This window comes from Microbacterium invictum, assembly GCF_034421375.1.
GTDB classification, from domain to species: domain Bacteria; phylum Actinomycetota; class Actinomycetes; order Actinomycetales; family Microbacteriaceae; genus Microbacterium; species Microbacterium invictum_A.
On record NZ_CP139779.1, the window covers coordinates 3,217,813 to 3,244,651 of the forward strand.

Annotated in this window: 25 protein-coding genes; 15 read left to right on the forward strand and 10 right to left on the reverse strand. The window is 71.3% G+C overall.

Annotated features, from left to right (window positions below; translation table 11 throughout):
* Positions 1-2: 2 nt before the first annotated feature.
* From T9R20_RS15460 to T9R20_RS15475, 4 genes are all read left to right on the forward strand, one after another.
* Positions 3-2,981 carry a glycohydrolase toxin TNT-related protein gene (locus tag T9R20_RS15460; RefSeq protein WP_322410226.1) on the forward strand — a complete coding sequence of 993 codons (2,979 nt, stop codon included), beginning with the start codon at positions 3-5 and terminating at the stop codon, positions 2,979-2,981.
* The gene (locus T9R20_RS15465; RefSeq protein WP_289261746.1) at positions 2,974-3,264 is read left to right on the forward strand and encodes a YrhB domain-containing protein; all 291 of its coding nucleotides are present in this window, start codon (positions 2,974-2,976) and stop codon (positions 3,262-3,264) included. The genes T9R20_RS15460 and T9R20_RS15465 overlap by 8 nt, the downstream gene beginning before the upstream one ends.
* Before the next feature lie 90 nt (positions 3,265-3,354).
* Positions 3,355-3,657 (forward strand): YrhB domain-containing protein, encoded by a 303-nt coding sequence (locus T9R20_RS15470; RefSeq protein ID WP_322410227.1) that lies wholly within the window; start codon positions 3,355-3,357, stop codon positions 3,655-3,657.
* Positions 3,654-3,965 carry a YrhB domain-containing protein gene (locus T9R20_RS15475; RefSeq protein WP_322410228.1) on the forward strand — a complete coding sequence of 104 codons (312 nt, stop codon included), beginning with the start codon at positions 3,654-3,656 and terminating at the stop codon, positions 3,963-3,965. The genes T9R20_RS15470 and T9R20_RS15475 overlap by 4 nt, the downstream gene beginning before the upstream one ends.
* On the opposite strand, the gene T9R20_RS15480 is transcribed toward T9R20_RS15475, so the two are convergent.
* Entirely contained in the window at positions 3,955-4,386 is a 432-nt protein-coding gene (locus tag T9R20_RS15480; RefSeq protein ID WP_322410229.1) for a hypothetical protein, read from the reverse strand. The genes T9R20_RS15475 and T9R20_RS15480 overlap by 11 nt on opposite strands.
* A gap of 80 nt (positions 4,387-4,466) precedes the next feature.
* Between T9R20_RS15480 and T9R20_RS15485 the strand changes: the two genes are divergently transcribed.
* The 7 genes from T9R20_RS15485 (at position 4,467) to eccCa (ending at position 13,853) form a co-directional block, all read left to right on the forward strand.
* Positions 4,467-5,096 carry a TNT domain-containing protein gene (locus tag T9R20_RS15485; RefSeq protein ID WP_322410230.1) on the forward strand — a complete coding sequence of 210 codons (630 nt, stop codon included), beginning with the start codon at positions 4,467-4,469 and terminating at the stop codon, positions 5,094-5,096.
* A gap of 132 nt (positions 5,097-5,228) precedes the next feature.
* Entirely contained in the window at positions 5,229-6,002 is a 774-nt protein-coding gene (locus tag T9R20_RS15490; RefSeq protein ID WP_322410231.1) for an FHA domain-containing protein, read from the forward strand.
* Entirely contained in the window at positions 5,999-7,084 is a 1,086-nt protein-coding gene (locus T9R20_RS15495; RefSeq protein ID WP_322410232.1) for a DUF6177 family protein, read from the forward strand. Before T9R20_RS15490 ends, T9R20_RS15495 begins: the two co-directional genes overlap by 4 nt.
* Complete coding sequence (locus tag T9R20_RS15500; RefSeq protein WP_322410233.1) at positions 7,077-7,355, forward strand: hypothetical protein; 279 nt, start codon at positions 7,077-7,079, stop codon at positions 7,353-7,355. The genes T9R20_RS15495 and T9R20_RS15500 overlap by 8 nt, the downstream gene beginning before the upstream one ends.
* Complete coding sequence (locus tag T9R20_RS15505) at positions 7,352-8,671, forward strand: EsaB/YukD family protein (RefSeq protein WP_322410234.1); 1,320 nt, start codon at positions 7,352-7,354, stop codon at positions 8,669-8,671. Before T9R20_RS15500 ends, T9R20_RS15505 begins: the two co-directional genes overlap by 4 nt.
* Positions 8,668-9,429 carry a hypothetical protein gene (locus T9R20_RS15510; RefSeq protein WP_322410235.1) on the forward strand — a complete coding sequence of 254 codons (762 nt, stop codon included), beginning with the start codon at positions 8,668-8,670 and terminating at the stop codon, positions 9,427-9,429. The genes T9R20_RS15505 and T9R20_RS15510 overlap by 4 nt, the downstream gene beginning before the upstream one ends.
* The gene (gene eccCa / locus T9R20_RS15515; RefSeq protein WP_322410236.1) at positions 9,426-13,853 is read left to right on the forward strand and encodes a type VII secretion protein EccCa; all 4,428 of its coding nucleotides are present in this window, start codon (positions 9,426-9,428) and stop codon (positions 13,851-13,853) included. The genes T9R20_RS15510 and eccCa overlap by 4 nt, the downstream gene beginning before the upstream one ends.
* Here the strand turns inward: eccCa and T9R20_RS15520 are convergent.
* From T9R20_RS15520 to T9R20_RS15540, 5 genes are all read right to left on the reverse strand, one after another.
* A complete protein-coding gene (locus T9R20_RS15520; protein ID WP_322410237.1) occupies positions 13,850-14,818 on the reverse strand; it encodes a hypothetical protein in 969 nt (322 codons plus the stop codon). The two genes, eccCa and T9R20_RS15520, sit on opposite strands and share 4 nt — an antisense overlap.
* A 5-nt stretch (positions 14,819-14,823) precedes the next feature.
* On the reverse strand, positions 14,824-15,957 hold the full coding sequence (gene menC, locus T9R20_RS15525) for an o-succinylbenzoate synthase (protein WP_322410238.1): 1,134 nt from the start codon (positions 15,955-15,957) through the stop codon (positions 14,824-14,826).
* A 2-nt stretch (positions 15,958-15,959) separates the two neighbouring features.
* Positions 15,960-17,759 carry a glycoside hydrolase family 15 protein gene (locus T9R20_RS15530; protein WP_322410239.1) on the reverse strand — a complete coding sequence of 600 codons (1,800 nt, stop codon included), beginning with the start codon at positions 17,757-17,759 and terminating at the stop codon, positions 15,960-15,962.
* Positions 17,760-17,812: 53 nt separating this feature from the next.
* The gene (locus tag T9R20_RS15535; RefSeq protein ID WP_322410240.1) at positions 17,813-17,950 is read right to left on the reverse strand and encodes a hypothetical protein; all 138 of its coding nucleotides are present in this window, start codon (positions 17,948-17,950) and stop codon (positions 17,813-17,815) included.
* A 75-nt stretch (positions 17,951-18,025) separates the two neighbouring features.
* Positions 18,026-18,745, reverse strand: a complete 720-nt coding sequence (locus tag T9R20_RS15540) for a GNAT family N-acetyltransferase (protein ID WP_322410241.1) — start codon at positions 18,743-18,745, stop codon at positions 18,026-18,028.
* A 39-nt stretch (positions 18,746-18,784) separates the two neighbouring features.
* Between T9R20_RS15540 and T9R20_RS15545 the strand changes: the two genes are divergently transcribed.
* The 4 genes from T9R20_RS15545 (at position 18,785) to T9R20_RS15560 (ending at position 23,897) form a co-directional block, all read left to right on the forward strand.
* The gene (locus T9R20_RS15545; protein WP_322410242.1) at positions 18,785-20,245 is read left to right on the forward strand and encodes an MFS transporter; all 1,461 of its coding nucleotides are present in this window, start codon (positions 18,785-18,787) and stop codon (positions 20,243-20,245) included.
* 120 nt (positions 20,246-20,365) lie between these two features.
* Entirely contained in the window at positions 20,366-21,964 is a 1,599-nt protein-coding gene (locus tag T9R20_RS15550) for a peptide MFS transporter (protein ID WP_322410243.1), read from the forward strand.
* Positions 21,965-21,968: 4 nt separating this feature from the next.
* A complete protein-coding gene (locus T9R20_RS15555; protein WP_322410244.1) occupies positions 21,969-22,751 on the forward strand; it encodes an SDR family NAD(P)-dependent oxidoreductase in 783 nt (260 codons plus the stop codon).
* Between the two features lie 12 nt (positions 22,752-22,763).
* A complete protein-coding gene (locus T9R20_RS15560; RefSeq protein ID WP_322410245.1) occupies positions 22,764-23,897 on the forward strand; it encodes an AAA family ATPase in 1,134 nt (377 codons plus the stop codon).
* Between the two features lie 13 nt (positions 23,898-23,910).
* Here T9R20_RS15560 and T9R20_RS15565 read toward each other — a convergent pair whose 3' ends face one another.
* Genes T9R20_RS15565 through T9R20_RS15580 form a run of 4 tightly spaced genes read right to left on the reverse strand, consistent with a single transcriptional unit; the run spans position 23,911 to position 26,830 of the window.
* On the reverse strand, positions 23,911-24,315 hold the full coding sequence (locus T9R20_RS15565; protein WP_322410246.1) for a hypothetical protein: 405 nt from the start codon (positions 24,313-24,315) through the stop codon (positions 23,911-23,913).
* 36 nt (positions 24,316-24,351) lie between these two features.
* Positions 24,352-24,882: a hypothetical protein gene (locus T9R20_RS15570; RefSeq protein ID WP_322410247.1), complete on the reverse strand. Its 531-nt coding sequence runs from the start codon at positions 24,880-24,882 to the stop codon at positions 24,352-24,354.
* Positions 24,883-24,923: 41 nt separating this feature from the next.
* Positions 24,924-25,634: a hypothetical protein gene (locus tag T9R20_RS15575; RefSeq protein ID WP_322410248.1), complete on the reverse strand. Its 711-nt coding sequence runs from the start codon at positions 25,632-25,634 to the stop codon at positions 24,924-24,926.
* The gene (locus T9R20_RS15580; RefSeq protein WP_322410249.1) at positions 25,631-26,830 is read right to left on the reverse strand and encodes a cysteine desulfurase-like protein; all 1,200 of its coding nucleotides are present in this window, start codon (positions 26,828-26,830) and stop codon (positions 25,631-25,633) included. Before T9R20_RS15580 ends, T9R20_RS15575 begins: the two co-directional genes overlap by 4 nt.
* Between the last annotated feature and the right edge of the window lie 9 nt (positions 26,831-26,839).

Here is a 26,839-nt window from a genome sequence, read left to right on the forward strand (position 1 = left end):
AGATGCCGAGTGCCATCGATCCGGACGCGATTCCGGGTAAAGACATCGATCCGGACACCATCGAGCTCCACGCCGGCACGGTGAACACCATCTCCGGACAGGTGCGCGATCACGGCGCCGCCGTGCACACGAAGTGGCAGGGCATGGCCGCGGTGTACGAGGCGCCCGAGTCGGGCATCGTGCTCGACCTCATGCAGCCGGTGAACACGCAGTCCACGCAGGTCGGCGACAACCTGTCGGTCGTCTCGCAGGCGTTGAGCGGGTTCGCCGAGGCCGTGCGCCCGATCAAGGCGGCACTGGATCAGCTGCGGCTGGACGCCCAGGCGTTCCGTGCCGAGATCGCCGGCGGCGTGCAGGTGCAGGAGCTGAACCCCGCCTACACGGCGTACGGGTCGTACGGCACGACCGCGGCGTCGTACCAGGGCTCGTGGAACGCCTACGGAGCGACCGCGTCGACGAGCGCGGCCGAGCCGGTGGAGCAGTACCGGACCGTCACGAAGGAGTGGCACGAGGTCCAGGAGTACGTCGATCGCAACAACGACCTCATCGCGCAGGTGAACGCCCAGCAGGTGCTGCTCTGGGAGGCCGAGCGCGACTGCGCCAACGCGATCCGCGCCCTCTACGGCGCCGATCCGCTCCGGGCCGCGCAGTCGGAGGACGACGCGCTCGGCTACGGCATCGAGGAGATCCCCGAAGGCACCGAGATGCCCTGGGGCGCCGAGGTCGAGCGCACCGAGGGCTGCGGCGAGGCGACGGCGAACTTCGTCTTCAAGGACTTCCTCTGGGAGGGCATCGCCGTCGGCGGCATCTGGGGCACCGTGCAGGGCCTCGGCACCCTCGTGCTCGGGTACAACCCCGAGACCGGGGAGTTCTTCTCCGGTGATGCGTACGGCGCCGCCTGGGGGAACCTCGGCAACCTGCTGTTCGCCGGGATGGCCAACACCGGCGTGCTCGCGCCGATCTTCCACGCCGATTCGCTCATGCAGCAGTTCGGCGGCGACGGGTTCCTCCCGCAGGAGGTCCGCGACTTCAAGGCGCAGGCGGACGAGGCCGCGATCAACACCGGCAAGGCGCTCATCGCCTGGGACAAGTGGGCCGATGACCCGGGCACCGCGCTCGGCGAGTCGGTGTTCAACGTCGGCACCGCGCTCATCCCGGTGGGCGGCGCAGCGGTCGCCGGTGTGAAGACGGCCTCGACAGCGGCATCCGTCCTCTCCCGGATGGCGCGGGTCGCCGATTTCGTCGACCCGGCCGCGTGGGCTGTGAACGGCACGATGCGCCTGGGAAGCGCCGGGCTCGGGAGCCTGGACAACCTCATCGGGCGCCTGGACACCACGCCCGTCGACGTCAACCTCGGCCCCGTCGAGGTGTACACCGCGACCGACCCGACGTCGGCGATGCGCCTGCTGGACGAGGTCGGTGTCGACCCGCAGAACGTCTTCGCCCGCGTCGACGAGACCGGCGCGCCGGTGCTGGAGTTCCCCGGCGGCGTGATCGAGATGCCGGCGGGGTCGTTCGACAACGTCGCAGGCGGTGGCGTGCGCGGCGGAGACGGCGGTGCGGAGGCATCCGTTCCCGCGCCCGTGCGCGAGCCGGAACTGGTGAATGCGGGTGGCGTGCGAGGCGAGACCGGCCCCGCGCCGGTGAACGCTGTCGTCGACGAGGCGCCCGTGCGCACCGAGACCGGCGGGTCGGGCGGGTCCGGCGCCGACGCGAATACCCCCCGCGGAGGAGGTGCAGGATCGGGCGACGGTTCAGGGCCGGGCGACGGTTCGGCTCCAGTCGATCGTGGCAGCGAGGGTGACGGCTGGACGCAGGGCCCGGAGCACCGCGGGGGAGACATCGATCCCGAGTACGGCGAGCCTCGCGCCGATCACGGCACACTGGCCGACCAGTACGCGCCGCCGGCAGAGGTGCCGGCGGACATCCGGCACCTCGTCTCAGACCCCGAGGCGCCTTACGGTCGCGGCTCCGACGGCGAGCCCTACACGCGCGCCGAGTGGGAAGAGCGGTACATGGGTCCGGACAACCGGCCCCTCTACCCCGGCAACGACGGGGCGGTTCCTGGCTCGCGCGTGTCGTACACCGACATGGAGGCGTTCCGCCGCGACTACGGCGACACGATCGACCGCTTCGGCGGAAGCGGGGGCGCCTACCTCTCGCCCGAGGGTGTGCTGTTCGAGCAGCGGGCGTTGCCGGGCGGCAACCTGAACGCCGGGTATCACGTGTTCCGCCTCACCGACGAGCTGCCTCCAGGGGTCCACATCGAGGTCTCCGAGGTCGCTCCGGCGTTCGGTCAGCCCGGCGGCGGCATCCAGCTGCAGTTCGTCGACGACGTCGACGGTGTTCTGAGCGTCGAGCAGCTGCTCTCGAACGACTACCGGATCATCGAGTCGACGTCTCCGACGGTGCCGAGTGGTCTCGATGCGGGCGCGAACGCGCTCAGCGACTTCTCGTCGCCGGTCCCCGGGTCCGTCAATGTGACGGCACTTCACTTCGACAGCATCCCCGCCGACCTGCAGCGGTCGATCATCCGACACGAGTACCCGGGGCTCCTCGGTGTGAATGCGACACGCTTCGACGGTCTTCAGGCCGGCACACTCGACCCGGGATTCGCGACTCGGGGATGGGATCAGAACTGCACGCGATGCGTGATCGCGTTCGATCGCGTCATGGAGGGGACACCGGCATCGGCGATGCCCTCCGCTGTGCCCCGTGACGTGGGAGATATCTTCACTGGACTCGGCATCACACCGAACTTTCAGTGGATGGGTGGATATCAGGACGTCGTCGCGCGAATGACCGCCATGCCCGAGGGCAGCCGCGGGGTCGTCTACATCGCGAGGCCGAATGGGTCGGCTCACGTGTTCAACGTCATTCACGATCGCAACGGCGTGGTGTTCTTGGATGCGCAGACCGGCTCTTTCGCCCGTCTCGAAGATGTGTCGAGAATCGGACTCATGGTGACGAAGAATGGCTGACGTCGTCGACGCCGTCGAGGCGCAGCGCATCGCCGTGGAGCTCCTCGCCGAAGGAGAGCGGAACGGAGGTGTCCCCTGCGTGCTCGTCGGTGAACCAGAGGATCACGGTCGCTGGTGGGTGCAGGGCTACCAGAGCCGCGCCTTCATGGAGGAGGGCGACATCATGCAGGCGCTTGCAGGCAACGGACCCTTCGCCATACCCAAGGATGGTTCGCCGCCGTTCCGCCTGGGGAGCGCGGAGCCGGCCGACATCCAGCTCGCCCGCATCCGCGAGCGTGAGTGATTCCGCCGTACGCGCGCGGTTGGTGAGGGCTTCGGCGTCCTGAAGAAGATCACACTGTGAACAAGTCAGGTTTCGACGAGGTCGGAGGAGATGGATGCCGCCAAGGCGCAGCGCATCGCGCGCCGATTGCTGACCGACGCAGAGGAGCACGGCGGGGTTTCGTGCGTCCTCGTCGGGGATCCGGAGGACTACGGGCGCTGGTGGGTGCAGCGATATCAGAGCCAGGCCCTCGTCGAAGATGGGGACGAGGATGCAGCTCTGGCCGGAAACGGTCTGATCGTCATTCCCAAGGATGGATCGGCGCCCTTCCGGCTGTCGAGCGCAGAGCCCGCGCACGAGCAGATGAAACGGCTGAGCGCCGCAGGCGGGGAGGTGTGGGGTGGCGCCTCGTGAGCGCGCGGACGGTGGCGGAAGCTCGCCGAGTCGTCAACGCCTCGCTGCAGGAGTCGACGGCCGAGGACGGGATAGAGCGGGTCGTCCTCGGTGACCCGGTCGAGTCGGGTCGGTACTGGGTGTTCTTCTACCAGGGGCGAGAGTACGTCGAGAGCGGCGATCTTGATTCGCTGCTGGTCGGAAACACGCCCATCGTCGTGCCGAAGGACGGTGGGGCGTCGTTCGCGCTTCCTTCGGTTCGCGACGTGGACGCACAGATTCGAGCGCTGGCCTCGGAGGATTCTCCGACCGGCCCAGCTACTGCATGAGGAAGTCGTTCACCTGTGGGAGTCCGCGGCCGGCGACGTAGGTGTAGCGCTTGGCGTCCGTTCGCTGACGGAAGGATGCTCGGTGTCCCCCGGCCTCGACGTCGTAGCCCTCATCGGTCCGGGTGACGATGGTGTCCGGTGCGGGTTCGGCGGGGAAGACATCTCCGAGCCCACGATCGGCGCGCCAGATCGATGCCAGGCAGACCGCGAGGAACGCCTCCGCCTCCGATCGTGCCGAAAAGCGCCCGAGCGTTGCCCACTGACCCCGACTCTGCTTGTCGACGGTGTACCCCTCACTGTCCTCTCGGATGGCGAATGCCGTCTCCAGGTCGCCCCACCCGACCAGGAACGTCCCGTCGTCCGTCATCGGGAGGTAACCCAGGCGGTCGGCCCACAGCGCGAGAATTCCATCGTCATCCACACTTCTATTCTGACGGCGAACGACATTCCGGCCGTGTGCATAGGCTTGTCGGCGATGTCGTGCGACGAAAGAGGAGACCGATGACGCCCGAGACCTCCTGGGCGAACGTTCGCACCACCCTGCGCGAGAACGGTGTCCCCGACCGTGCTGTCCTCCTCCCCGGGGATGATGGGGTGCCGTGGGAAGGGGCACTGGCCGTCGCCGGCGCCGGCGACCGGTGGACCCTCTCCACCGTCGACTACGGAACGGCGCGCGTGCTGCTACGGCGCCCCTCGGCGGCGGAGATCGTCACCGCGCTGTTCCAGTACGCGCTGTCGCCGCTTCCCGAGCCGCAGGACCTGCCCGATGACGAGCGCGAACGGCTTCTCACGTGGGCGGCCCCTCACGTAATGGATCTCGCCGCTCGCGGCGTGAAGGACACCGTGATCGACCTGCCCGCCGGACTCCTCGTCGACCGGATCGGAGCCCTGGACGGGTTCCTCCTCTACCCGACCGGCACGTCCTTCGAGGCTCGTTCGCTTCCGGTGACCGCCCTGGATCAGCCCCTCCAGTCCTTCCTCACGACGGCCCCGATCCGTGTCGCCGCCACCGTCACACCTCCGTGGTTCGGCCGCGAAGGGGGCGGCATCCGATTCGCGGTCCAAGATCCTTCGATGGGCATCCGCGACCTCGTGCGAGAAGGACCGCTGCGGCGGATCGCCACGCCGTGAACGGGCCGGGATGACGGGCGCTCCCCCACGACGTCGATGCCGTCCTGACCGTTCCCCGCCCGAGATCCTGATCAGAATCACCCCCGACTAAGATCGGAGGGTTCGCCGGAACGGGAAGAACGCAAGAACAGGATGACCACACAGGATTCGCTGCGCTTGGCCGACGTCGACCCCCTCGTGCTCACCGCCCGCGCTCGCGCCGGCCAGCTCGCCGGGGCCGTCTTCATCGACCTCGCCGCCCCCCTGGTGGCCGCGATCGGCGGCATCCTGGCCCTGACGACCGGCGCACCGGGCCTCGGCACCGCGCTTGTCGTCGGGGCGGCACTCCTCGTCGTGGTCACCGCCGGGCAGTTCGCCCGCACGGGCCGCGCCCTCGGCGGTCTCGCCGTGGGGCTCCGTACCGTGAAGGCGTCCACGGGCGCGGCCGCCGGCCGCTCGTTCCTGCCGGCGCTGCTGCGCGGACGACTCGAGACCTTCGACCTCCGCCGGGGCCGCGATCCGTTCGCGCCCGCCCTGGCTCCGGTGACCTTCCCCGAGGCGCAGGCACCGGCGCCCCGACCCCGATCCGGCGCGCGCGGCGGCGTGCCGCTCGTCCGCCTCGATTCCGGCGAGCGCCTGTCGCTCGAGTCGGCGCTCATCCTGGGGCGCACGCCCATCGCACCCGCCGACGCCCCTGCCGAGGCGTTCCAGTGGCCCGACCTCTCGCGCTCGCTGTCGAAGTCGCACGCGCGCCTGGAATGGGACGGTGCCCGCCTCTGGGTCACCGACCTCGGCTCCACCAACGGCACCTTCGTGCGCACCGCCGGCACCCGGCATCCGCTCATCGCCCACCAGCGAACCCCGCTCGCGATCCCCGCCGAGATCGACCTCGGCGACCGGAGCCTGTCGGTGACGGAGGCGCGATGACCCTCACCATCGATCATCCCCTCGCCGATGCGACCGGCGAGGGCTGGGTGCTCACCGAGATCCACAGCGAGGTGCTGAGCCTTTCGCAGGGACTCAGCGACCTCATCGGGCGCACCGCGGCCGGTGGCCGCCGGCCCCTCGTCGTCTCGGGCGAGCACGCCCGGATGACCGAACCCCTCGCCGAGGCTCTCTCGGCGACGCAGGGGCACTGGGTCGTCCGCACCCGCAGCGACGGGTTCTACGACGCCCGGTCGGGCGCCCGCCTCGACACCCCCGACGCCGTCCTCTCGCTGGGCGGTCCGCTCGACCCCGCCCGCGTGCACCCCGCGTTCGTCCGCGCCTCGATCCGAAGCCGCCTCCAGCTCGTCGTCACCGTGTCCACCCGCCACCGGGTGAGCAGGCCCGTGCGTCTCGGCGGCGTCCTCGACGCGGTGTCCGAGGTCGTCACCGGGGCGCCGCCGACGCACTGGGGCGCGCTCGAGCCGCTCCTCGCCGCGTGGGACCGCGACGACCTCACCGAGCGCAGCCGCCGGCGCATGCCGAGCGACAGCCGCTGGATCGCCGTCTCGGACTCCCCCCGTCCTCTCATCGCCACCCTGCAGGTCGGCCGCACGGGCCAGGGTCTGGAGGAGACGACGCGGGTCGTCGCCGAACTGGCAGGAGCGGATGACGCGGCGTCGGCCGATCTCGCCGGGGTCGCCCGACGGTCGCTCGCGGCTGCGGCGACCGTGGGTATGCCGCTGATCGGAATGGCGCTCGGCGCCCTCGGCGCGCCCGACCTCGCGCGCCGCGCCACCGCGTCGCCGGCGCCCGAACCCCTCGCCCTCCTCGTCGGCCCGCCGGGCGTCCGCGCCCTCGGCGTCGACGCCGCGGCATGGACGGCGCAGGTCGGCGGGACGACGGTCGGCAGCCCGCGTCTTCCCGGCGTCCTGATTCCGCTGGGCTCGATCGAGGGCGGCGGGTGGCAGCGCCTCGACGAGGTCGTCGCCCCCCTCGATCGCGAACGGCTATGGCGCTTGCTGGGTCTCGCGCCGGCCGTCGCCCGCACCTTCTTCGATCGCAGAGGGGGCATCAATGCCTGACCAGAAGGACGCCGTGCTCATCGAGCAGGCGAAGATCCAGCGGATGCGACTGGGCTCGGCCCTCCTCTACGGACACATCGACGAGCGCCGCACCGTCAACGACCACGCGAAGCGGCTCATCGGATCGATCATCGTCGCGGCGATCGCCTGCGCCGTGTGCGCCGGCATCTCGTTCGTCAGCCAGCTCCTGGCCGATCAGGCCGCCGCCCGCGAGCAGACGAACGCGAGCGCAGCCGTCCTCGTCCTGCCCCACGCACCGGAGGCCCTGTGAGCATCTACACCCGCGTCACCGTCGCCGGCGCCCACGCGCGCGCCGAGGTCGTCGTCCCGAGCGACGAATCGCTCGGCTCGGCGCTTCCGCGCCTGCTCGACCTGCTCGGAGAGACCGAGGGCACCGTCGCCCGACCGCTCACCCTCGTCGCCCCCGACGGCGAGCAGCTCGACATCGCCCGCACCCCGACGCAGCTGGACCTCCTCGACGGCACCCTGCTGCGCCTGGAGCGCCTCGAAGCCGCGCCGCCCTCGCCCGTCGTCATCGACGTGACCGACGCCGCAGCCGACGCCCACGACAGCCGGCCCGACCGGTGGGATGCCCGCGCCCGCGCTCTCGCGGCCGGCACCGGGATCGCGCTGGCCGCCGGCGGCGGCGCGCTGCTCCTCCCGCTCCCCGGCGAAGCGGCCGCGGCGGTTCAGATCGCCGCGTTCGTGGTCTTCCTCGCCGTGTCCGCCGGGCTCGGGCTCGGCGGGATCCGGCGCGTCGCGGCAGCCGTCGGCGCCGCCGCGGCGGGTGTCGCCGTCGTCCTGGCCATCCTTGCCTTCAGCCTCACCTCCGACCTGCTCCTGGGTGCCGCCGTCGCGCTCGCCACCTCGTCGACCACCGTCCTCGTCGCGATCGGGGTCGCCCGCCGTTCCCCCGGCGCTCTCGCGGGCGGCGCACTCGGCGCGGCGCTCGGCACGCTTCTGCTCGTCCTGCTCCTCGCGGGGGTCGACGACGCGGCCGCCGCCGCGATCACGGGCGTGGTCGCCGCGTTCGCCACCGGCCCGCTGCCCTGGATCGCCCTCGCGGCCGCAGGCCTCACGACCCTCGACACCCAGGCCGCCACCGGCGACCGCATCGGCCGCGGACGCGCCTTCTCGGCGATCGACAACGCCTACGCCGCGCTCACCTGGAGCGTTCTCGCCGTCGCCGCCGCCCTCGGCATCGCCGGGGTGGCGCTGGTCCTCGCCGACGCGCTCTGGCCCGGCCTCCTCGCCCTCGCCATCGCGGTCATCGCCGCCCTCCGCTTCCGCGCGTTCCCGCTCCGCACGCAGGGCTGGGCGCTTTGGGGCGCCGTCGGCGCGATCGCGCTCACCGCCTTCCTCACCCAGCTCGCGAGCCTCGGCTGGGTCGCCCCGGCCGTCGGGATCGTCGTCGCCGCCGTCATCGCCGCCGCGAGCATCGTCGCACCCAAGCCCGCCGCCCGCGCACGCCTGCGCGGGCTCGGCAACATCCTCGAGACCCTCGCCGTCGTCTCCCTCCTGCCCCTGCTCCTGGGCGCCCTCGGCGTCTACGACGAACTTCTCGGCATGTTCGGCGGCGGCTCATGAGCCAGGGTCTCGCCTCGCTCCCCCGGGTGGTCTTCGGCAGCGCCACCGCCGCCCAGTCGGTGCTGGCGACGCAGGATGCCGCGATCCGCGCGCCTCTGTCCACCACGCGTCGCATCGGGTTCCTCGCGCTGGCCCCGCACGACGCCGTGACATCCCTCGCCCTGCAGGTCACCCGCGCGATCACCGCACGCCGCCCGGAATCCGTCCTCGCCGTGGACGTCACTCCCGACGGCGACCTCGCCCGCGCCCTCGAAGTGGCCGAGACGGCGCCGAACGAGACGCGCGCCGGCGCGCGGACGACGACCGAGGCGCTGACCGGCCTCGAGGACCGCCGCGGCATCGTCGGCCTCCGCCCGCCGGCCACCGACGACCCGGTGGGGGCGTGGCTGGCCGAGGCGGCACCGATCGCCCGGTTCTTCGAGGTGGCCGTCACCGATTACGGCGCACACCACCCCCTCGGGAGCCTCGGATCCTGCGCCTCGCTCAGCGACGTGGTGTGCATCGTCGCCGATGCGACCCGCACCGCGGCCGAGAACGCGCGGGCCGTCGTCCCAGCGATTGGCGACCTGCCCGAGCAGCCCACGGTGGTCCTGGCCCTCATCGAGACCGATCCCGACTCGGCAGCCGTCGCGCGGGCGATCGCGGCGACCTCGTCGCATCCGGTGGTCTTCCTCCCGCGCGCTCCGCGCGCGGCGAGGCGCGCCGTGCTGAGTCTCGCCGCCATCCTCGTGGCCGGCGGACGGGAGGTGACGGCATGACCCTCCGCGTCGTCCACCGCCCCGCGCGCATCACCACCCCTGTCCAGCCGCTCGCCGACGTCACGCTCGCCCCGCCGCCGCCCCTCGGCGAAGGCGCCGCGGGGTTCCCGATCCAGTCGCTCCTCCCGGTGGTGGGGAGCCTGTCATCGATCACGATGATCGTGCTGCTGCGCAACAACCCGATCATGGTCGTCGTCGGGGCGGTGATCCTCGTCGTCGCGCTCGTCGGCGGCGTCGGCATGGCGTTCAGCTCGCGCGGCAACGCCGCCCGCCAGCGCCGGCTGCAGCGCGAGCGCTACCTCGACTACCTCGAACGCACCCGCGGCGAGGTGCGCGAGCTCGCCGACGCCCACCGCGACGCGTCCCTCGCCCTGCATCCGGCTCCCACCACCCTCGTCGAAGTCGCCCTCAACCCCGCGCGCCGCTGGGAGCGGCGCCCCGGCGACCCCGACTTCCTGCGGGTGAGGATCGGCACCGCCGACCTGCGTGCCGTGGAGGTGGCGCTGCCGCCGGAGCAGAATCCGGTGCAGCCCTTCGACCCGGTCATGCGCGAATCCGCCGAGCGCATGGTGCGCCTCGCCGGACTGTCGCAGGGGATGCCGGCCCTGGTCGACCTCGAACGGGGCGGCCAGGTGTCGATCGTCGGCGACCGCGAGGAGGCCCTCCGGGTCTGCCGCGGAATCGCCGCGCAGATCGGCGCACTGCACTCGCCCGATGACGTCCATCTCGCCGCTGTCCTCCCCGCGCGCGTCCGCGACGAGTGGCGCGGGTTCGACCTGCTGCCGCACGTCGCCGCCGGCGACATCCCCGCCGGAGCCCTCGCTGCGCGCCGCATCGCCCCGACCCTGCCGGAGCTCCTGACCCTGCTCCGCGACGAGCTGCGCGACCGCGCCGCCGCCACCGCCGCCGCCCGTCGCGCCGGGCGCCGCACGAAGCCCGGGCGTCTGGTGCTCTTCATCGATGAGGACGGCGGGGCCGCCACGGCGCTCCCCCGCATCGACGCCGCCTTCGACCTCGCCGACCTCGGCGTCACCGTCATCCACCTCGTCGACGACCGGCTGAAGGAGCCGTCGTCCGTGGTGTCGCGCATCACCCTCACCGACGGGACCGCGACCGTCGAGACGCCGGGAAGCGGCGAGCCGGCCGTCACCGATATCGCTCCCGACCCCGTCGACATCGCCCTGCTCGAGGTGATCGGGCGCCCGCTCTCAGGGCTCCGCCTCACCCGGACGAGCTCCTCCGACAGCGGCACCGTGCTCGCCCCCGACGTCACCGAGCTGCTCGGCGTCGCCGACGTCGACGCGATCGACGTCGCGTCGACGTGGCGCCCGCGCAGCGCCGCGGACTTCCTTCGTGTGCCGATCGGCATCGACGACCGCGGCGCCCCCGTCCTGCTCGACCTCAAGGAATCCGCCCAGCTCGGCATGGGCCCCCACGGCATCTGCATCGGGGCGACGGGGTCGGGCAAGAGCGAGCTACTGCGCACGCTCATCCTCGGACTCGCCCTCACCCACGCGCCCGACGACCTGTCGATGATCCTCGTCGACTACAAGGGCGGCGCCGCCTTTGCGCCGTTCGCGCCGCTCCCGCACGTGGCCGGCATCATCGACAACCTCGCCGACGACCCGCAGTTGACCGAGCGGGCCCGCGCGAGCATCCAGGGCGAGGTGGTGCGCCGCCAGCGTCTGCTGAAAGAGGCCGGCAACGCGGCATCCATCGGCCATTACCGTCAGCTGCGCCGGGACCGCGACGATCTGCCGCCGCTCCCCCATCTCTTCCTCGTCATCGACGAGTTCGGCGAACTCCTCACCGCCGAGCCCGACTTCGTCGAACTGCTCCTCACGATCGGGCGGATCGGTCGATCGATCGGCGTGCACCTGCTGCTCTCGAGCCAGCGCATCGAGGCGGGGCGGCTGCGGGGCCTGGACACCTACCTGTCGTACCGCATCGGCCTGCGCACCTTCAGCGAGGCCGAGTCGGCCGTCGTGCTCGACAGCCCCGACGCCTTCCATCTGCCCGCGATCCCCGGTTTCGGCTACCTCAAGGTCGACACCTCGGTGTACACACGTTTCCGGGCGGGATACGTCTCGGGTCCGGTGCCCGAGCGGGTCGAGCGCGGTCCCGAGCGTGAGGCGGCACCGCCCGTGCTGCCCCTCCCGCCCTACGACGTCCGTGTCGCAGACGTCGACCCCGGCGAGGCCGACGGACTGGACAGCTCGCAGCCCGAGACCCCCGTCACCGGGCGCACCCTTGTACAGGCCGCGACCGAGCGCGTCGCCCGGGGCGTCGTGCGCACTCGGCCGGTGTGGCTGCCACCCCTCCCTCCGGTGCTCACCCTCGGCGGCGTGCTCCCCAGCAGCGAGGGAGACGCCGTCGCCGGTGCCCTGCGGGCGCCGATCGGGCTGCTCGACGACCCGAGCCGGCAACGGCAGGAGCCCTGGCTGCTCGACCTCACCCGCTCCGGCGGTCACGTCTCGATCATGGGCGCGCCGCAGTCGGGGCGCTCGACCTTCCTGCGGACCCTCGCGACCTCGCTGGCGTTCACCCACTCGCCGCGCGAGGTGAGCGTCTACGGCATGGATCTCACCGGCGGCGGTCTCGCGCGGATCGAGCCGTTCCCCCACGTCGGTGGCGTCGCCACCCGTGGGCACCGCGAGCGCCTCGGACGACTGCTCGAAGAGCTCACCGGCATGCTGGCGGTGCGCGAGCGGGTCTTCCGCGAGCAGAGCCTCGACTCCCTCGCCGACATGCGCCGCCAGCACGCCGCCGGCCGACTTCCGGAGCTCCCGAGCGCCGACGTGGTGCTGCTCGTCGACGGCCTCGGCGCCGTCCGCACGGAGTTCGAAGACCTCGAAGCACCGATCGCGCAACTCCTCGAGCGCGGCGGGAGCTTCGGCATCCACGTCGTGGTGACACTCTCGCGGTGGAACGAACTGCGGATGAACCTGCAGAACCTCGTCGGGACGCGGCTCGAGCTGAAGCTCAACGACCCCGCCGATTCGCAGATCGCGCGCAAGCTCTCCACGACCCTCCGCGCCGACGAGCCGGGAAGGGTGCTCACCGACGAGAAGCTCTTCGCCCAGGTCGCGCTGCCGCTCCTGGAGGAGGCCGAGGACGACGACATCGGCGCCGCCCTCGAACGCATCGCACGCGAGAGCGCGGCACGGTGGGAGGGCCCCGAGGCCGCGCCCATCCGGCTGCTGCCCGAGGTGCTCGAGCCCGCCGAGCTCCCCGACGCGTTCGACGAGCCCGATGCGATCCCCTTCGGCATCCGCCAGGACACCATGCAGCCCGTCGCGCTCGACCTGGCCACCGGCGACCCGCACCTGCTCGTCTTCGGAGACAGCCGCTGCGGCAAGACCACGACCCTGCGCGGCCTCGTGCAGGGCGCGATCGACCGGTTCTCGCCCGAGGAACTCGTCGTGGGGCTCATGGACGCGCGCGGCGAGCTGGCCGCCGACGTGCCGGACGCGTACCTCGGCGGCCACGCCACCTCGGGCCGTCAGGGGCGCCAACTGGCGGAGTCGATCGCGACCGAGCTCGAGAAACGCGCACTCGACCGGTCGGCGCCGGGCCCACGCATCCTCGTCGTCGCCGACGACTTCGACATCCTCGCTGCCGGTGGCACCGAGCCGCTCCGCCCCCTGCTGCCCTACCTCGCCTCGGCACGCGACCTGCGCCTGAACGTCGTGGTCAGCCGGCCGGTGGCCGGGGCGTCGCGGGCGATGTTCGATCTCGCGCTTCAGGGGATCCGCGACACGGGCGGGACGGCGCTGATCATGTCGGGCGAGCGCGCCGAGGGACAGCTGCTCCCCAAGCTCTACGCCGAGCCGATGATCGCCGGCCGCGGGCGACTCGCCCGCCGGGGCGAACGGCCGACGCTCGTGCAGGTCGCACGGTTCGACGTGGGCGCCGGGGCGGAGCCCGCGCTGACGCAGCCGGCGGCGCCGTCGGTACCCGCGCCGGCATCCGAACCGCAGCCGGAACCGGGCCGGGAGCCCGAGACTGTCGCCCCGGGCCCCGACGTCGACGGAGGATGTCCGATGCCCCGTAGCAGCGTGGTGCTCACCCCCGACCCGGTCGACGCGGCCGCGATCGGGCGTGCCGCGGCATCCGTTCACGACCGGGTCGCCGGTGATGACAATGTGGTGCTCGAACTGCGGCCGCTGGACGACGGCGCCGTGCTGCAGGTCGTCGCCGACGGGGTCGTGGTGCTCTCGGTGCTGCGCCCGCGTCCCGTGCCGGGCGCCCGTGAGCTGGCGCGCGTGCTGCCCGGGGTGATCCCGCCCGAGACGACCCGCTGGTGGGCCGAGGCCTACACGCCCTGGCATGCCGGTGGCGCGCTCGGGGTGGCGATCCTCGACGCCCTGGACGGCGTCGCGGTGCACGGGGCGGCGCGCGGTGGGGTGGGCCCGGTGCCCTAGCCGGCGCCGGCGAATCCGCACCAGCTCGACACCCAGGTGAGGATGTCGCCGCGGAGCGTGTCTCCGACGAAGAGCTCGATCTCTCCGGGCTCGCCGTCGAGGCTCAGCAGGATGTCGAAGATCGTGCCGCGCTTGTCCTCCTGCACCGCGTGCGGATCGCAGCGCGACGGGACGATCGGCACGTCGACGACGGTCGTGCCCAGGGCACCGGTCACCTCGAGATCGAGCGGGAAGGCGCCGTCGACCGTGGCCGCGCCGAAGTCGAGCAGGTTGGTCGCCTGCACCGCGACGATCGTCGCCGCGCCGCGGCCGGTCGGGGTCACCGTCAGCGCGAGCGTCGCCGGCTCTCCGGGCGGCGACGAGGTGAAGCCGGTGAACGACAGCGTCGCCGCCTCGGCGAGCGCGGCCGCCCGGCACTCCCGCTCGTGGAGGGGCGCGAGGAAGCCGAGCGGGTCGGCGGCGACGACACGCGCCGTGCCCTCGACGCCGCCCTCCGCCGCGAAGGCGAGCTCGACCGTGGGCTCGGCGGCCGCTCCGTCCGGCGCCGGACACGCCGGGTCGGTCAGCTGCACGCGGATGTCGACCTCGCCGCCCGCGGCCACCGTGCTCGTGCGCCCGGCGAGCACGCGGGTCGCCGGGGCGGTGAAGCGGGGATCATCGACGGCGACCTCGCCGATCTGAAGGTCGGTGTCGCCGCCGTTGACGACGTGCACCTGCGCCTGACGCAGCGCGACGTCGGCGCGGAGCTGGACGATCTCGACGGTGACGCCGGCGGGCAGGGCCGTCGAGCCGTCGGACGCAGGCTCACGCGCTCCGCCGCCGCTCCCGCCCCCGCCGACACAGCCGGTCAGGAGGAGCGCAACGGCGAGGGCGACCGAACTCCTGCAGAATCGGCGAGCGCGCCCCCTCCGCACGGCGTGTCGACGCGTGAGACCCTCGATCTGCAGGAGTGGGGGACGCCGCATCAGCGCTACCGCCGGATCTCGACCCGCTCGACGGTGACCTCGTCGAGGAACGCGCGGTCGATGTCGACCCCGAGCCCCGGGCCGGTGGGCACCCGCACGTGGCCGTCCTCGAGCACCGCGGGCTCGGTCACGATGTCGCGGTGGTAGAACCGGCTCGCCGCCGACACGTCGCCGGGCAGGGTGAAGCCAGGCAGGGCGGCGAGCGCCGCATTCGCTGCCCGGCCGATCCCGGTCTCGAGCATGCCGCCGCACCAGACGGGCACCCCCGCAGCGACGCACAGGTCGTGGATGCGCACCGCCTCGAGATAGCCGCCGACCCGGCCCGCCTTGATGTTGATGACCGACGCCGCCGCGAGGGCGAGCGCATCGCCGGCGGCCTTGGCCGAGACGATCGACTCGTCGAGGCAGATCGGTGTGTCCACCCGCTCGGCCAGCACGGCATGGTCGACGAGGTCGTCCTCCTGCAGCGGCTGCTCGATGAGGAGCAGGTCGAACGCGTCCAGGGCGGCCAGCGTGTCGATGTCGGCGAGCGTGTACGCCGAGTTGGCGTCGACCTGCAGCGGCACCTCGCCGAACGCCTCGCGCACCGCGGCGGTGTCCGCGACATCCCGCCCCGGCTTGATCTTGATCTTGATGCGCAGGTAGCCCTCCGCGAGATACCCGCCGACGGCATCGACGAGCGCGGCGGGGTCACGCTGCACCCCGACCGACACCCCCGATGGCACCCGGTCGACCGCCGCGCCGAGGTAGTCGCCCATCGAGCGCCCGTCGGCGCGCAGCGCCGCGTCGACCACCGCGAGCTCGAGCCCGGCCTTGGCCATGCGGTGCCCGATGAACGGGGCGAAGACGCTCGGCACCTCGTGCGGGGCCAGGCGCCCGCGCCCGAGCAGCGCGGGCGCGAGGAACCGCGTCGCGACGTCCCAGGCGCTCTGCGTGTACTCGCTGGAGTAGAGCGGCGCCGCCCCTGTGACGATCTCGCCCCATCCGTCGCCGTCAGCGGTGAGGGCGCGTACGACGATCACCTCACGGACCGTCTCGGTGCCGAACGACGTCGTGAACGGCGACACCAGCGGCAGGTGCAGCACGCGCAGCTCGAACCCGTCGAGGGACACGGATGCCGCGGGCCGAGCGATGGGCATGCTCAGCCGATCGCCCGGTCGAGGTTGACAGCGGCGCTGATGAGGGAGAAGTGCGTGAAGGCCTGAGGGAAATTGCCGAGCTGCGCGCCGTCGAGGCCGACCTCCTCGGCATAGAGGCCCAGCGGATTGGCGTAGGTGAACATCTTCTCCAGAGCGAGCTTCGCCTCGTCGAGCCGCCCCGTCCGGGTGAGGGCCTCGACGTACCAGAAGGAGCACATCGAGAACGTCCCCTCCTCCCCGTCCAGGCCGTCGGGGGAACGGGCCGCGTGGTAGCGGAACACGAGGGTGTCGGTGACGAGCTCCGCCTCGATCGCCGCGAGCGTCGAGCGGAAGCGCGGATCGGAGGGCGAGACGAACTTCACCGCGGGCATGAGCAGCAGCGAGGCATCGAGGACGTCGCTGCGTGCGTACTGCGTGAAGGCTCCGAGCTCGGCGTTCCAGCCGTCGGAGAAGACCTCGGATGCGATCTCGTCCTTCACCCGCATCCACATCGTCTGGTCTCCCGACAGGCCGCGGCTGCGCGCCATACGGATGAGCCGCTCGAACGCCACCCAGCTCATCACCCGGGAGTAGGTGTGCAGCTGCTGCCCGCCTCGGGTCTCCCAGATGCCCTCATCGGGGCGGCCCCAGTTCTCGGCGAGCCAGTCCGCGGCACCGGTCAGCTTGACCCAGTCGTCGTAGCCGATACCGTCGCTGTGCTTGTCGTAGAGGTAGACCGAGTCGATGAGCTCGCCGTAGACATCGAGTTGCAGTTGATCGGCCGCGTCGTTGCGCACCCGGACGGGCGCGCTGTCGCGATGGCCGCGCCAATGGTCCAGGGTGAACTCGCCGCTGGTGGTGTTGCCGTCGATGTCGTACATCGACCGGAGCGGCCCCATGCCGTCGTCGCAGTGGGCTCGGTCTTCCAACCGGTCCATGAGCCATCCAATGAACCCCCGTGCCTCGTCCACGAAACCCAAGCGCAGGAGGGCGTACATCGAGAAGGCGGCGTCGCGCACCCAGACGTGACGGTAGTCCCAGTTGCGCTCTCCGCCGATCACCTCCGGGAGGGAGGTGGTGGGGGCGGCGATCACCGCCCCCGAGGGTTCGTGGGTGAGCAGCTTCAGCACCAGTGCCGAGCGGTGCACCGCCTCGCGCCACCGACCCCGGTAGTGCGACTGCCCGAGCCATGTCTGCCAGAACCGCACGGTGGCATCCACCAGCGGGCGGGTCGGCCCGACCGGCGCATCGGGTTCGTCGGCGGGCGACCCGACGATGAGCACCGACTCGCACTCTTCGCCGACGGACACCGTCAGCTCCGCGACCGCGGTTCCGTCGACGATATCGAGGGCCAGCGGGGTCTGCAGGCTCAGCCTCGTCTCCTCGTCGGCGAAGACCGCGCCGTCGTCCGAGGTGGCGACGTGGTGCGGCCGTCGCCCGTAGTCGAACTGCGGCGCGAACTCGAATCTCATCTCGACGCTGCCGCGAACCCCGACGACGTTGCGCACGAGGCGCTGCCGGTGATGGGGGTCTCGCGCGCGTTCCACGATCATCGCGTCCCACACCTCGACGACTCCGCCCGCGGTGGCGAAGCGGGTGACGAGGACGTTGGTGTCGGGCAGGTAGAACTGCCTGCTGGTCGCATCGGGATCGATCGGACCGATCCGCCAGTGTCCCCCGCGCTCGGGGTCGAGGATCGCGCCGAAGACACTCGGCGCATCGAAGCGGCCGGGACAGAACCAGTCGATCGTGCCGTCGTCGCCGACGAGCGCCGCGGAGCGCATGTCTCCGATCAGTCCGTGCTCACTGATGGTTCGAGGCATGCCCGCGCCCTTTCGTCGTCGTGCGAGTCGATTCTCGCAGGACGACGAAGGTCTCAGGCGGTGCGCGCCGCGGTGAGCGGTCGGAAGGTGGAGCGGGCGCGCCGCGGACGGAGACGTCGCGCCATCCTCGCGGTCAGGCGGCGGCCGGCTCCCTGGGCCTCGGTCGGGAAAAGCGTGGTGCGCAGATTCATGTCGGACTCCCCTGTCGATGACGCCTCCTGCGTCATGAGCAGAGAGTCGCGACCTGCGCCGGTGATACCCGCTGACTACGGCCGCACCAGCAGGTATCCGCGAGGGGCATCGAAGCCGCCGATCACCAGACCATCGGCGAGGTGCGAAAGGAGGGCCTTGCGCACGTGACGGCGCCAGGCGGCCGCCTCGGCCGGAGTGTCAGGGCGAATCGCGGTGATATCAGCGGGCACCGGCACCTCGGCGACCACCCGGTCGTCGGCCGGCGTCGGCACCGGAGGCGCAGCGAGGGCCCACGACACCATGATCCGGTCGGTCTCGTCACCGCGGTTGACGCCGTCATCCATGGCGCCGTAGTGGTTCACCAGGTACTCCGTCACCCGCGTGCCGAGCACCCGGAGGTTGAAGTGGGCGTTGCGGGCGACGAGCGGATCGAAGGTCCACGTGATGTGCCCGACATCGCGCGCGAGCGCCCACTCGCGCTGATGCTGCTTCAGGATGCGGCCGAGACCCTGACTCTGACGCCCGGGCAGCACGCCCGTGATGTGCGAGTGCATCGACCGGGCAGCCGGGGCGGCGAAGAACGCCACTGACGCGCCGACCATCCGGTCGTCCTCGTAGAGACCCATCGCGTAGTTGCCGGCGTGGGCGAGCGCCCGCAGCAGGTTCGGCGGCATTCCCGATCGGTCACCGCCCCACACCTCCGACAGCACCGCCGAGGCGGTGTGCACCTGGGCCACCGTGTCGAGCGGGCGAAGGGCGATTCCGGGCGGGGTGGGAACGGATGCCTCGGGCATGCCGCCCAACATACTCGCGACCGCGAGTAGCCTGACCTGATGCGCGATCGAGCTGAGGACAACCGGAAGAACCTCAGCCGAAAGCCCCGACAGGGTGCGATCGTCGCCGTGTTGGCGATCGCGGGACTGGCGTCATCCTTCATGTTCACCCTCGTGGTGCCCATCCAGTCCAAGCTGCCCGAGCTCCTCGACGCCAGCCGTGAAGACACGGCGTGGGTGGTCACCGCCACCCTCCTCGCGGCCGCCATCAGCACACCGGTGGCCGGGCGCCTCGGCGACATGTACGGCAAGCGCCGCATCGTGCTGGTGCTCCTCGTCCTCCTCGTCGTCGGATCGGTCATCGCGGCGCTGTCGCCAGGCATCGTCGGAGTGATCGTCGGGCGCGCCCTGCAGGGGGCGGTGACCGGCGTCGTCCCGCTCGGGATCTCGATCCTCCGCGACGTGCTGCACGAGAATCGTGTCGATACCGCCATCGCGCTCATCAGCGCCACCCTCGGCGTCGGCGGCGCGCTCGGCCTGCCGATCAGTGCGCTCATCACCGAGCGCAGCGACTGGCACGTGCTGTTCTGGATGTCGGCGGGCCTGGGCGTGGTCGTCTTCGTCCTCGTGCTGTGGATCGTGCCGGTGAGCACACTGCGCACCGCGGGACGCTTCGATTTCGTCGGCGCAGCGGGCATGTCGATCGGTCTCCTCGGCGTACTGCTGGCGATCTCCCGCGGCAACGAGTGGGGATGGACCTCCCCGGCCGTCCTCGCGCTCGGACTCGGCGGGCTCGCGATCCTGGTGGCATGGGGATGGTACGAGTTGCGGATCAGCGACCCGCTCCTGGACCTCCGCGTCGCCGCGCGGCGCCCGGTGCTCCTGACCAACATCGCCTCGATCGCGATGGGCTTTTCACTGTTCGCCTCGAACGTCGTCTACCCGCAGATGCTCGAGCTCCCCGTCGCGACGGGCGGCTTCGGGCTCTCGCTCATCGCTGCGAGCCTCATCGTGATGCCCGCGGGCCTCATGATGATGCTCCTCTCCCCCTTCTCGGGGCGTCTCGCGCGCCTCTTCGGCCCGCGCCTGCTCCTCGTCCTCGGCGCGCTCGCGCTGATCGCCGCCTACGGCTATACGCTGCTGTTCTCGAGCGAGGTGTGGGAGATCCTCGTCGCCAACATCCTCATCGGCGTCGGGATCGGATTCGGCTACGCCGCGATGCCGATGCTCATCATGCGATCGGTGCCGCAGTCCGAGACCGGCGCGTCCAATGGTCTGAACGCCCTCTTCCGCTCGCTCGGCACGAGCACGGCGGCTGCGGTCATCGGGGTCGTGCTCGCCACATACGTCACGCCCTTCCAGGGCGTCGACGTGCCCACGGGTACCGCCTTCCAGGTGTCGTTCATCCTCGGCGGGGCGGCCGCTCTCATCGCCCTCGTCGTCGCCCTCTTCATCCCGCGCCGCCACGACGCGCACGAGCGCCACCCCGCACTCCCCGAGCACGAGCGCGTCACCGGCTGAGACGCGTACGATCGGCCGGGGCGAGGACATTTGACCCTCGGATGTACGCGGCTCGGCCGGGTTTCCTCGTGCCGGCGAAATCGTCCCCACGGTCGGAGCACGCGGGCGTATCGTCGTCGCATGGACAGCGACGACCGCGACCGGGCACCGGAGCAGGTGCCCGTCGGACCCCCGACGGGCGCGACAGCGGCCGCGGATCCCGACGCCCGCACACGCGCAGGACGGCGCGCCGCCGATGACAGCGGTACCGACTCCGCCGCCACCTTCGGACGCGGCGAAGGCGACCGCGACACCCGGTTCTTCGGCCAGCCCTGGGCACTCGCGCACGTCTTCGGTGTGGAGATGTGGGAGCGTTTCAGCTTCTACGGCATGCAGGGCATCCTGCTCATCTACCTCTACTACTCCACGACGCAGGGGGGCCTCGGCCTCCCCGAGACCGTTGCGGCGGGGATCGTCGGCGCCTACGGCGGGTCGGTCTACCTGTCCACCATCCTCGGCGCCTGGATCGCCGACCGCATCCTCGGATCCGAGCGGGTGCTGTTCTACAGTGCGATCGTCATCATGGCGGGCCATATCGCGCTTGCCCTGCTGCCGGGGTTCCTCGGCGTCACCGTCGGCCTGATCCTCGTCGCCCTGGGCTCGGGCGGTCTGAAGGCCAACGCCACCTCGGTCGTCGGAACGCTCTACACCGCCGACGACCCGCGCCGCGATGCCGGCTTCTCGCTGTTCTACCTCGGCATCAACCTGGGCGCGTTCTTCGGCCCGCTCCTCACCGGTCTGCTTCAGACCACGATGGGCTTCCACTGGGGCTTCGGCCTCGCCGCGGTCGGCATGGCCCTGGGACTCATCCAGTACTCCTTCGGTCGCAAACAGCTCCCTCCCGAGGCGAGCATCGTGCCGAACCCGCTCCCCCGTCACCGCTACGGCCTGTTCGCCGGCATCGCCGCCGCCGGGCTCGGGCTCATCGTGGTGCTGCTGCTCGTGGGCGTGATCACGGTCGACAACCTCTCGCTCGTGGTCATCGTGGTGACCCTGGGTGCGACGATCGCCTACTTCTTCGTCATCCTCTCCAGCCGCCGCATCACCTCGACGGAGCGCTCGCGGGTGTGGGGGTTCCTGCCGCTGTTCATCACGAGCGTGGCGTTCTGGTCGCTGTACCAGCAGCAGTTCACGGTGGTGACGATCTACTCCGATCAGAAGCTCAACCGCGACATCTTCGGCTGGACGATGCCGGTGTCGTGGGTGCAGTCGATCAACCCGATCTTCATCATCATCCTCTCGGGGGTCTTCGCCACGCTGTGGCTGAAGCTCGGCACCCGCCAGCCGTCGACGCCGGTGAAGTTCGCGATCGGGACGATGATCATGGGCGTCGCCTTCCTGCTCTTCCTTCCGTTCGCCGGCGGAGGGCCGAACTCCACCCCGCTCCTGGCGCTCGTGGGCATCCTGTTCGTCTTCACCGTCGCCGAGCTGCTCGTCTCGCCTGTGGGGCTCTCGGTGACGACCAAGCTCGCCCCCGAGCTCTTCCACACGCAGATGGTGGCGCTGTTCTTCCTCTCCGTCGCCCTCGGCACCTCGATCTCGGGCTGGCTGGCGCAGTTCTTCGACGTGAACAACGAGGGCCCGTACTTCGCGATCCTCGGCGCACTCGCCATCGTCGTCGGCATCGGGCTGCTGGTGTCGGTCAAGCCGGTGCTGGCCCTCATGAAGGGCGTGAAGTGATCGGATGACTCCGGGCTCGCGTCATCCGGGACTCGCCGGCCGCGTGGTGGTCGTCACCGGCGCCGCCCGAGGGCAGGGGGCCGCCGAAGCGCTCCTCCTCGCCCGCGAGGGAGCGCGCGTGATCGCGACCGATCTCGCCGCGGAGGCTCCCGCTCTGGCGGGATCGGGCGTGATCTACCGCACTCTGGATGTCGCCGACGAGGGCGCCTGGGGTGCGCTGGCGGCCGAGCTCGCCGACGGCCCGCCCGTGCGGGGCCTCGTCAACAACGCCGGCATCACCCACCGCGCGCGTCTCGGCGAGGTCGCCCGCGCCGACTGGGACCGGGTGCTCGCGGTGAACGTCACGGGGGCGATGCTCGGCATCCAGGCGCTCGCGCCTCTCATGGAGCAGGGGTCGTCGATCGTCAACGTCGGCTCGATCGCCGCGGTGAGCGGCCACTATCCCGTCGCCTACACGACCTCGAAGTGGGCGCTTCGCGGGCTCACCCATGCCGCGGCGACCGAGCTCGGGCCCCGGGGGATCCGCGTCAACATCGTGCACCCGGGGTTCATCGAGACGCCGATGACGGCGAGCGCGCCCGCGGCGATGCGCGAGGCGCAGCTCGACCTCACGCCGCTCGAGCGCACCGGCGAGGCGGAGGAGGTCGCCGAGGCGGTCGCGTTCCTGCTCTCGGATGCGGCGGCCTACGTCACGGGCGCGGAGATCCCGGTCGACGGCGGGTTCGCGTCATCCGCGGGGGCCAAGGTGCTCTCCGACCGGCTGCGGTTCGGTGTCGGGCACCCCTGACAGGATGTCGGAGTGCTCACCACCCTCGCCGTCGCCGGGTACCGGTCGCTGCGCGACCTGGTGCTCCCGCTCGACGCGCTGACCGTGATCACCGGCCCGAACGGGTCGGGCAAGTCCAACCTCTACCGCGCGATGCGCCTCCTCGCGCAGTCCGCCACGGGGTCGCTCATCGCGGCGATCGCCCGGGAAGGGGGGCTCCCCTCTCTGCTGTGGGCAGGACCCGAGTTCGGCGGAACCCAGGGCACCGTGCGGCGCGAACCGATCGCCGTGAAGCTCGGGTACGCCTCGGACGAACTCGGCTTCCTCGTCGACCTCGGCATCCCGCAGACAGATCCCCGGAACCTCTTCAGCCGCGATCCCGAGATCAAGCGCGAGCAGGTGTTCGCCGGGCCGGTCGCGAAGCCCGCCGCGCTGCTCATCGACCGCAAGGGTGCGGCGACGCGCGTGCGCGAGGATTCCTGGACGACCCTGGCTCAAGCGCTCGCGCCGTGGGAGAGCATCGTCACCGACCTCGCCGACGGCGACACGGGGCCCGAGCTCCTGACGCTCCGGCGCACTCTTTCGGGCTGGCGCTTCTACGACCACTTCCGCGTCGATGCCGACGCCCCCGCCCGAGCGCCGCAGATCGGCACGCGCTCGCACACCTTGGCGCACGGGGGCGAGAACCTCGCGGCGGTCTGGGCGACGATTCACGACGCGGGGTTCGGCGCGGACCTCGATGACGCCGTCGCCCGCGCCTTCACGGGAGCCCGGGTGCAGATCGAGGCGGTGGACGGTCGATTCACCCTCTCCATGCGGCAGCCGGGACTCCTCCGTCCCCTCGCGGCCGGCGAGCTCTCGGACGGCACGCTGCGATATCTGCTGCTGTGCGCGGCACTCCTCCCCGCCCGCCCGGCGCCCCTCCTGGTGCTGAACGAGCCCGAGGCGAGCCTCCACCCTGACCTGCTCGACCCCCTCGCGGAGCTCGTCGCCGCGGCATCCGGTCAGTCCCAGGTCATCGTCGTCACCCACGCCGACCGGCTGGCCGGAGCGCTCGAGCGGGCGGGTGCGCTCACCCATCGATTGGAGAGCACGGGTCGCGGCACGCAGGTCGCGGGGCACGGGGTGCTCGACCGGCCTGCCTGGAACTGGGGCTCGCGGTCGTGACCACTGACGCCGGTCAGAGAGTGAGCGTCTCCATCTCGATGTCGTCGAAGCCCATCGCGATGAGGAACGACAGCACCGCAAGCACGAGGCAGACCGGCGTCATCGTGAACCGCTCCGGCCTCGAGCGGGACAGCGCGTTCATCACGATCCCGAGCGCGAAGTAGCCGAAGACGACCCACATGCCGACCTCCGACACGACCGGCGCGATGAGGTCGATCGCGCCGACCCGGCTCCAGGCGATCAGCACGATCACGGCATAGATCAGGATCGACACCCCGCTCCCGATACGCAGCCGGGTCGGCAGTACGCGGTGGTGCCCGCCCCAGGCGAAGTGCCCGAGCGGGGCGCCGGCGGCGAGGGCCAGCTGGAAGGCGCCGAGCAGAACGAGCAGGACGGTGAGGGCGACGGCGAAGGACACGCCCTCACGCTAGCGGGGCTCGCGTCTTCCACACGGTCAATGCACGACGACGACCTTCAGCAGCGCCATGATCCCGCCGAATGCGGCTGTCATGGCCGAGCCGGCGAGGCTGCGCGGCACGGAGGCGCCGCGGCGACGGAAGGCGATCCACCCGAGCGCTGCCAGCAGCGCCGTTCCCGACAGCAGAGCCGCCCAGATCGCCAGCTGGTCATCCACGAGGCGCGCGGTACCGAGCAGGAGGATGGCGCACGGGATCAGCGCGGACACCAGCAAGCCGTTCGACTGCCGCACCGCTCGACGGAACGCGTCCGACAGTGGGCGCGAATCACGCCCGAGGCCGTGCCCGGCGACCGTCCCGGCGTAGACGTGGGCGCCCCAGAAGACGATGACGGTGCTGACGACGACGACGAAGACGCTGAGGCTCGTCGGATCTCCCGCGCCGCTCATCACGATCATGCCCGACACCAGGATCACGCCGTACACCGACTGCTCGGTCACGAAGCTCGAGGTCAGTGCGGCCAGGGGAGTGAGCGCCGGCCGATCGGATTCCCCAGGGGTGGATGTCATCGTGTCAGCTCCTCAGGTCACACCGGCAAGAATCCATCCGATCAGAACCAGGCGAACGGCACCAGGGCGGTGAGCACCGCGGCAACGGTGAAGATCGTCATCCCGAATCCGATGAGGATCCACTGGATGCGACGGCGCTTGACGACCGCGGCGATACCGAGGAGGAACAGGGTGATCGCCATCAGCACCGTGTTCAGCTGCAGCCGATCGCCGAAGGTGTTGTACTCCTCGGCCGTCTCGAACAGGGCGATGCTGCGGTCGTCCTCTTCGGCCCAGGCGCCGAAGCGGGCGCCGAAGTATTCCTCCGACTCGAAAGGGCCGACGTAGTCGCCGGTGGTGGTGGTCTCCTCGTCCGACCAGGTGATGGCCGCATCGAAGATCTCGTCGACGAGCACGAACTGCAGCGTGTCGAACTTGGCGCTCGCCGCCTCGGCGACCACGGGATCGGGACTGTCCATGTCGACGGACAGCTCGGTGAGCCGCCCCCAGGTCTGGACGTCCTGCACATAGGTCTGGTTCGCCTCGAGGTAGAGCGATTCGGCCTCGGTCTGGCTGTTCTGCGCCTGCGAATACGACGAGGCGGTGAGCCCGTCGTACAGCGTCGACTGGAACGAGGTGTAGGCGGTGGCGACCGAGACGATGCCGAGGAGGATGACGACGAGCAGCTCCATGTCGCCGAAGAGCCCGGACAGGCGTGGCTGGTCGGGTGGCGTCGCGGTGGCGGGTGCCGGGCTCGGGGCTGGCGCAGTCATCGTGTCAGAAACTCCGCAAGTCCTTCGAGGAGGCGATCGACGTCGTCGTCGCTGGTGTACGCGGCCACGCCGATCCGCATGCCCGCTTCGACGGGGAGGCGCAGCGCCCGGAAGGTCTCCCACGCGTAGAAGCTGCCGGAGGGAGCGAGGATGTCGCGTTCGGCGAGGAAGTCGGATGCCGCGGCGGCGACGCGGTCGCCGAGGGTGACGTAGAGCGTCGGCGTGCGCCTCGCGGCGCGCGAGTGCACCTCGAGTCCGAGCTCGGTGAGGCGGGTCTCGATGCGTTCGCGCAGGGCCGTCTCGTGCCGGTCGATCAGCTGGTGCGCGGCGACGAGGCGCTCGCGACGAGACCGTTCCGGCGGGGCGATCCCGGCGATCACGTCGACGGCCGCGGTGACGCCGGCGAGGGTCTCGTACGGGAGGGTGCCGAGTTCGAAGCGCTCCGGCACCCGATCGGTCGAGGGCACGAGCTTCTCGGGGTGCAGGGTCTCGAGCAGCGCCGGGTCGGCGACGAGCACCGCGCAGTGCGGGCCGAAGAACTTGTACGGCGAGCACACGAAGAAGTCGGCCCCGAGTGCGGTGACGTCGACCGATGCGTGGGCGGTGTAGTGCACGCCGTCGACGTGGACGAGCGCGCCGACCGCGTGGGCGCGCGCCGCGATGCGCGCGACCGGCGGCACGGTACCGAGGAGATTGGATGCCGCGGTCACCGCGACCATCCGGGTGCGCTCGTTCACGATCTCGTCGAGGTGCGACAGGTCGAGGTCGGCGGTGGCGGGATCCAGCGGCAGCCACCGAACCCTCACGCCCCGCGCCTCCGCCGCCTGCACCCACGGCCGGACGTTGGCGTCGTGATCGAGCTCTGACACGACGATCTCGTCGCCCTCGGCCCACGAGGCCGCGAGGGTGCGCGAGAGGTCGTAGGTGAGCTGCGTGGCACTCCGCCCGTACACGACACCGCGGGGGTCAGCGCCCAGCAGATCGGCCACCGCCGCGCGGAACGCGGTGACCGCGTCATCCGCATTCCGTTCGCTCCGAACCGACGAACCCCGGTTCGACAGCGGTGACGTCAGCGTCCGCGTGATCGCCTCGGCGACCGCAAGCGGCGTCTGCGTTCCACCGGGGCCGTCGAAGTGCGCGATGCCGGAGGCGAGGGAGGGGAACTGGGCGCGGAGCGCCTCGACCTCGAGACTCATGAACCCACT

Excerpts from the sequence above, each read along its gene's own strand:
- T9R20_RS15490 (WP_322410231.1), top strand. The coding sequence starts at position 5,229 with ATGACCACACAGGATTCGCTGCGCTTGGCCGACGTCGACCCCCTCGTG.
- eccCa (WP_322410236.1), top strand. The coding sequence starts at position 9,426 with ATGACCCTCCGCGTCGTCCACCGCCCCGCGCGCATCACCACCCCTGTC.
- T9R20_RS15530 (WP_322410239.1), bottom strand. The coding sequence starts at position 17,759 with ATGCCTCGAACCATCAGTGAGCACGGACTGATCGGAGACATGCGCTCC.
- T9R20_RS15540 (WP_322410241.1), bottom strand. The coding sequence starts at position 18,745 with ATGCCCGAGGCATCCGTTCCCACCCCGCCCGGAATCGCCCTTCGCCCG.
- T9R20_RS15460 (WP_322410226.1), top strand. The coding sequence starts at position 3 with ATGCCGAGTGCCATCGATCCGGACGCGATTCCGGGTAAAGACATCGAT.
- T9R20_RS15570 (WP_322410247.1), bottom strand. The coding sequence starts at position 24,882 with ATGACATCCACCCCTGGGGAATCCGATCGGCCGGCGCTCACTCCCCTG.
- T9R20_RS15550 (WP_322410243.1), top strand. The coding sequence starts at position 20,366 with ATGGACAGCGACGACCGCGACCGGGCACCGGAGCAGGTGCCCGTCGGA.
- T9R20_RS15575 (WP_322410248.1), bottom strand. The coding sequence starts at position 25,634 with ATGACTGCGCCAGCCCCGAGCCCGGCACCCGCCACCGCGACGCCACCC.
- T9R20_RS15580 (WP_322410249.1), bottom strand. The coding sequence starts at position 26,830 with ATGAGTCTCGAGGTCGAGGCGCTCCGCGCCCAGTTCCCCTCCCTCGCC.
- T9R20_RS15520 (WP_322410237.1), bottom strand. The coding sequence starts at position 14,818 with ATGCGGCGTCCCCCACTCCTGCAGATCGAGGGTCTCACGCGTCGACAC.
- T9R20_RS15470 (WP_322410227.1), top strand. The coding sequence starts at position 3,355 with ATGGATGCCGCCAAGGCGCAGCGCATCGCGCGCCGATTGCTGACCGAC.
- T9R20_RS15465 (WP_289261746.1), top strand. The coding sequence starts at position 2,974 with ATGGCTGACGTCGTCGACGCCGTCGAGGCGCAGCGCATCGCCGTGGAG.
- T9R20_RS15510 (WP_322410235.1), top strand. The coding sequence starts at position 8,668 with ATGAGCCAGGGTCTCGCCTCGCTCCCCCGGGTGGTCTTCGGCAGCGCC.
- T9R20_RS15495 (WP_322410232.1), top strand. The coding sequence starts at position 5,999 with ATGACCCTCACCATCGATCATCCCCTCGCCGATGCGACCGGCGAGGGC.
- T9R20_RS15485 (WP_322410230.1), top strand. The coding sequence starts at position 4,467 with ATGACGCCCGAGACCTCCTGGGCGAACGTTCGCACCACCCTGCGCGAG.
- T9R20_RS15535 (WP_322410240.1), bottom strand. The coding sequence starts at position 17,950 with ATGAATCTGCGCACCACGCTTTTCCCGACCGAGGCCCAGGGAGCCGGC.
- T9R20_RS15545 (WP_322410242.1), top strand. The coding sequence starts at position 18,785 with ATGCGCGATCGAGCTGAGGACAACCGGAAGAACCTCAGCCGAAAGCCC.
- T9R20_RS15555 (WP_322410244.1), top strand. The coding sequence starts at position 21,969 with ATGACTCCGGGCTCGCGTCATCCGGGACTCGCCGGCCGCGTGGTGGTC.
- menC (WP_322410238.1), bottom strand. The coding sequence starts at position 15,957 with ATGCCCATCGCTCGGCCCGCGGCATCCGTGTCCCTCGACGGGTTCGAG.
- T9R20_RS15500 (WP_322410233.1), top strand. The coding sequence starts at position 7,077 with ATGCCTGACCAGAAGGACGCCGTGCTCATCGAGCAGGCGAAGATCCAG.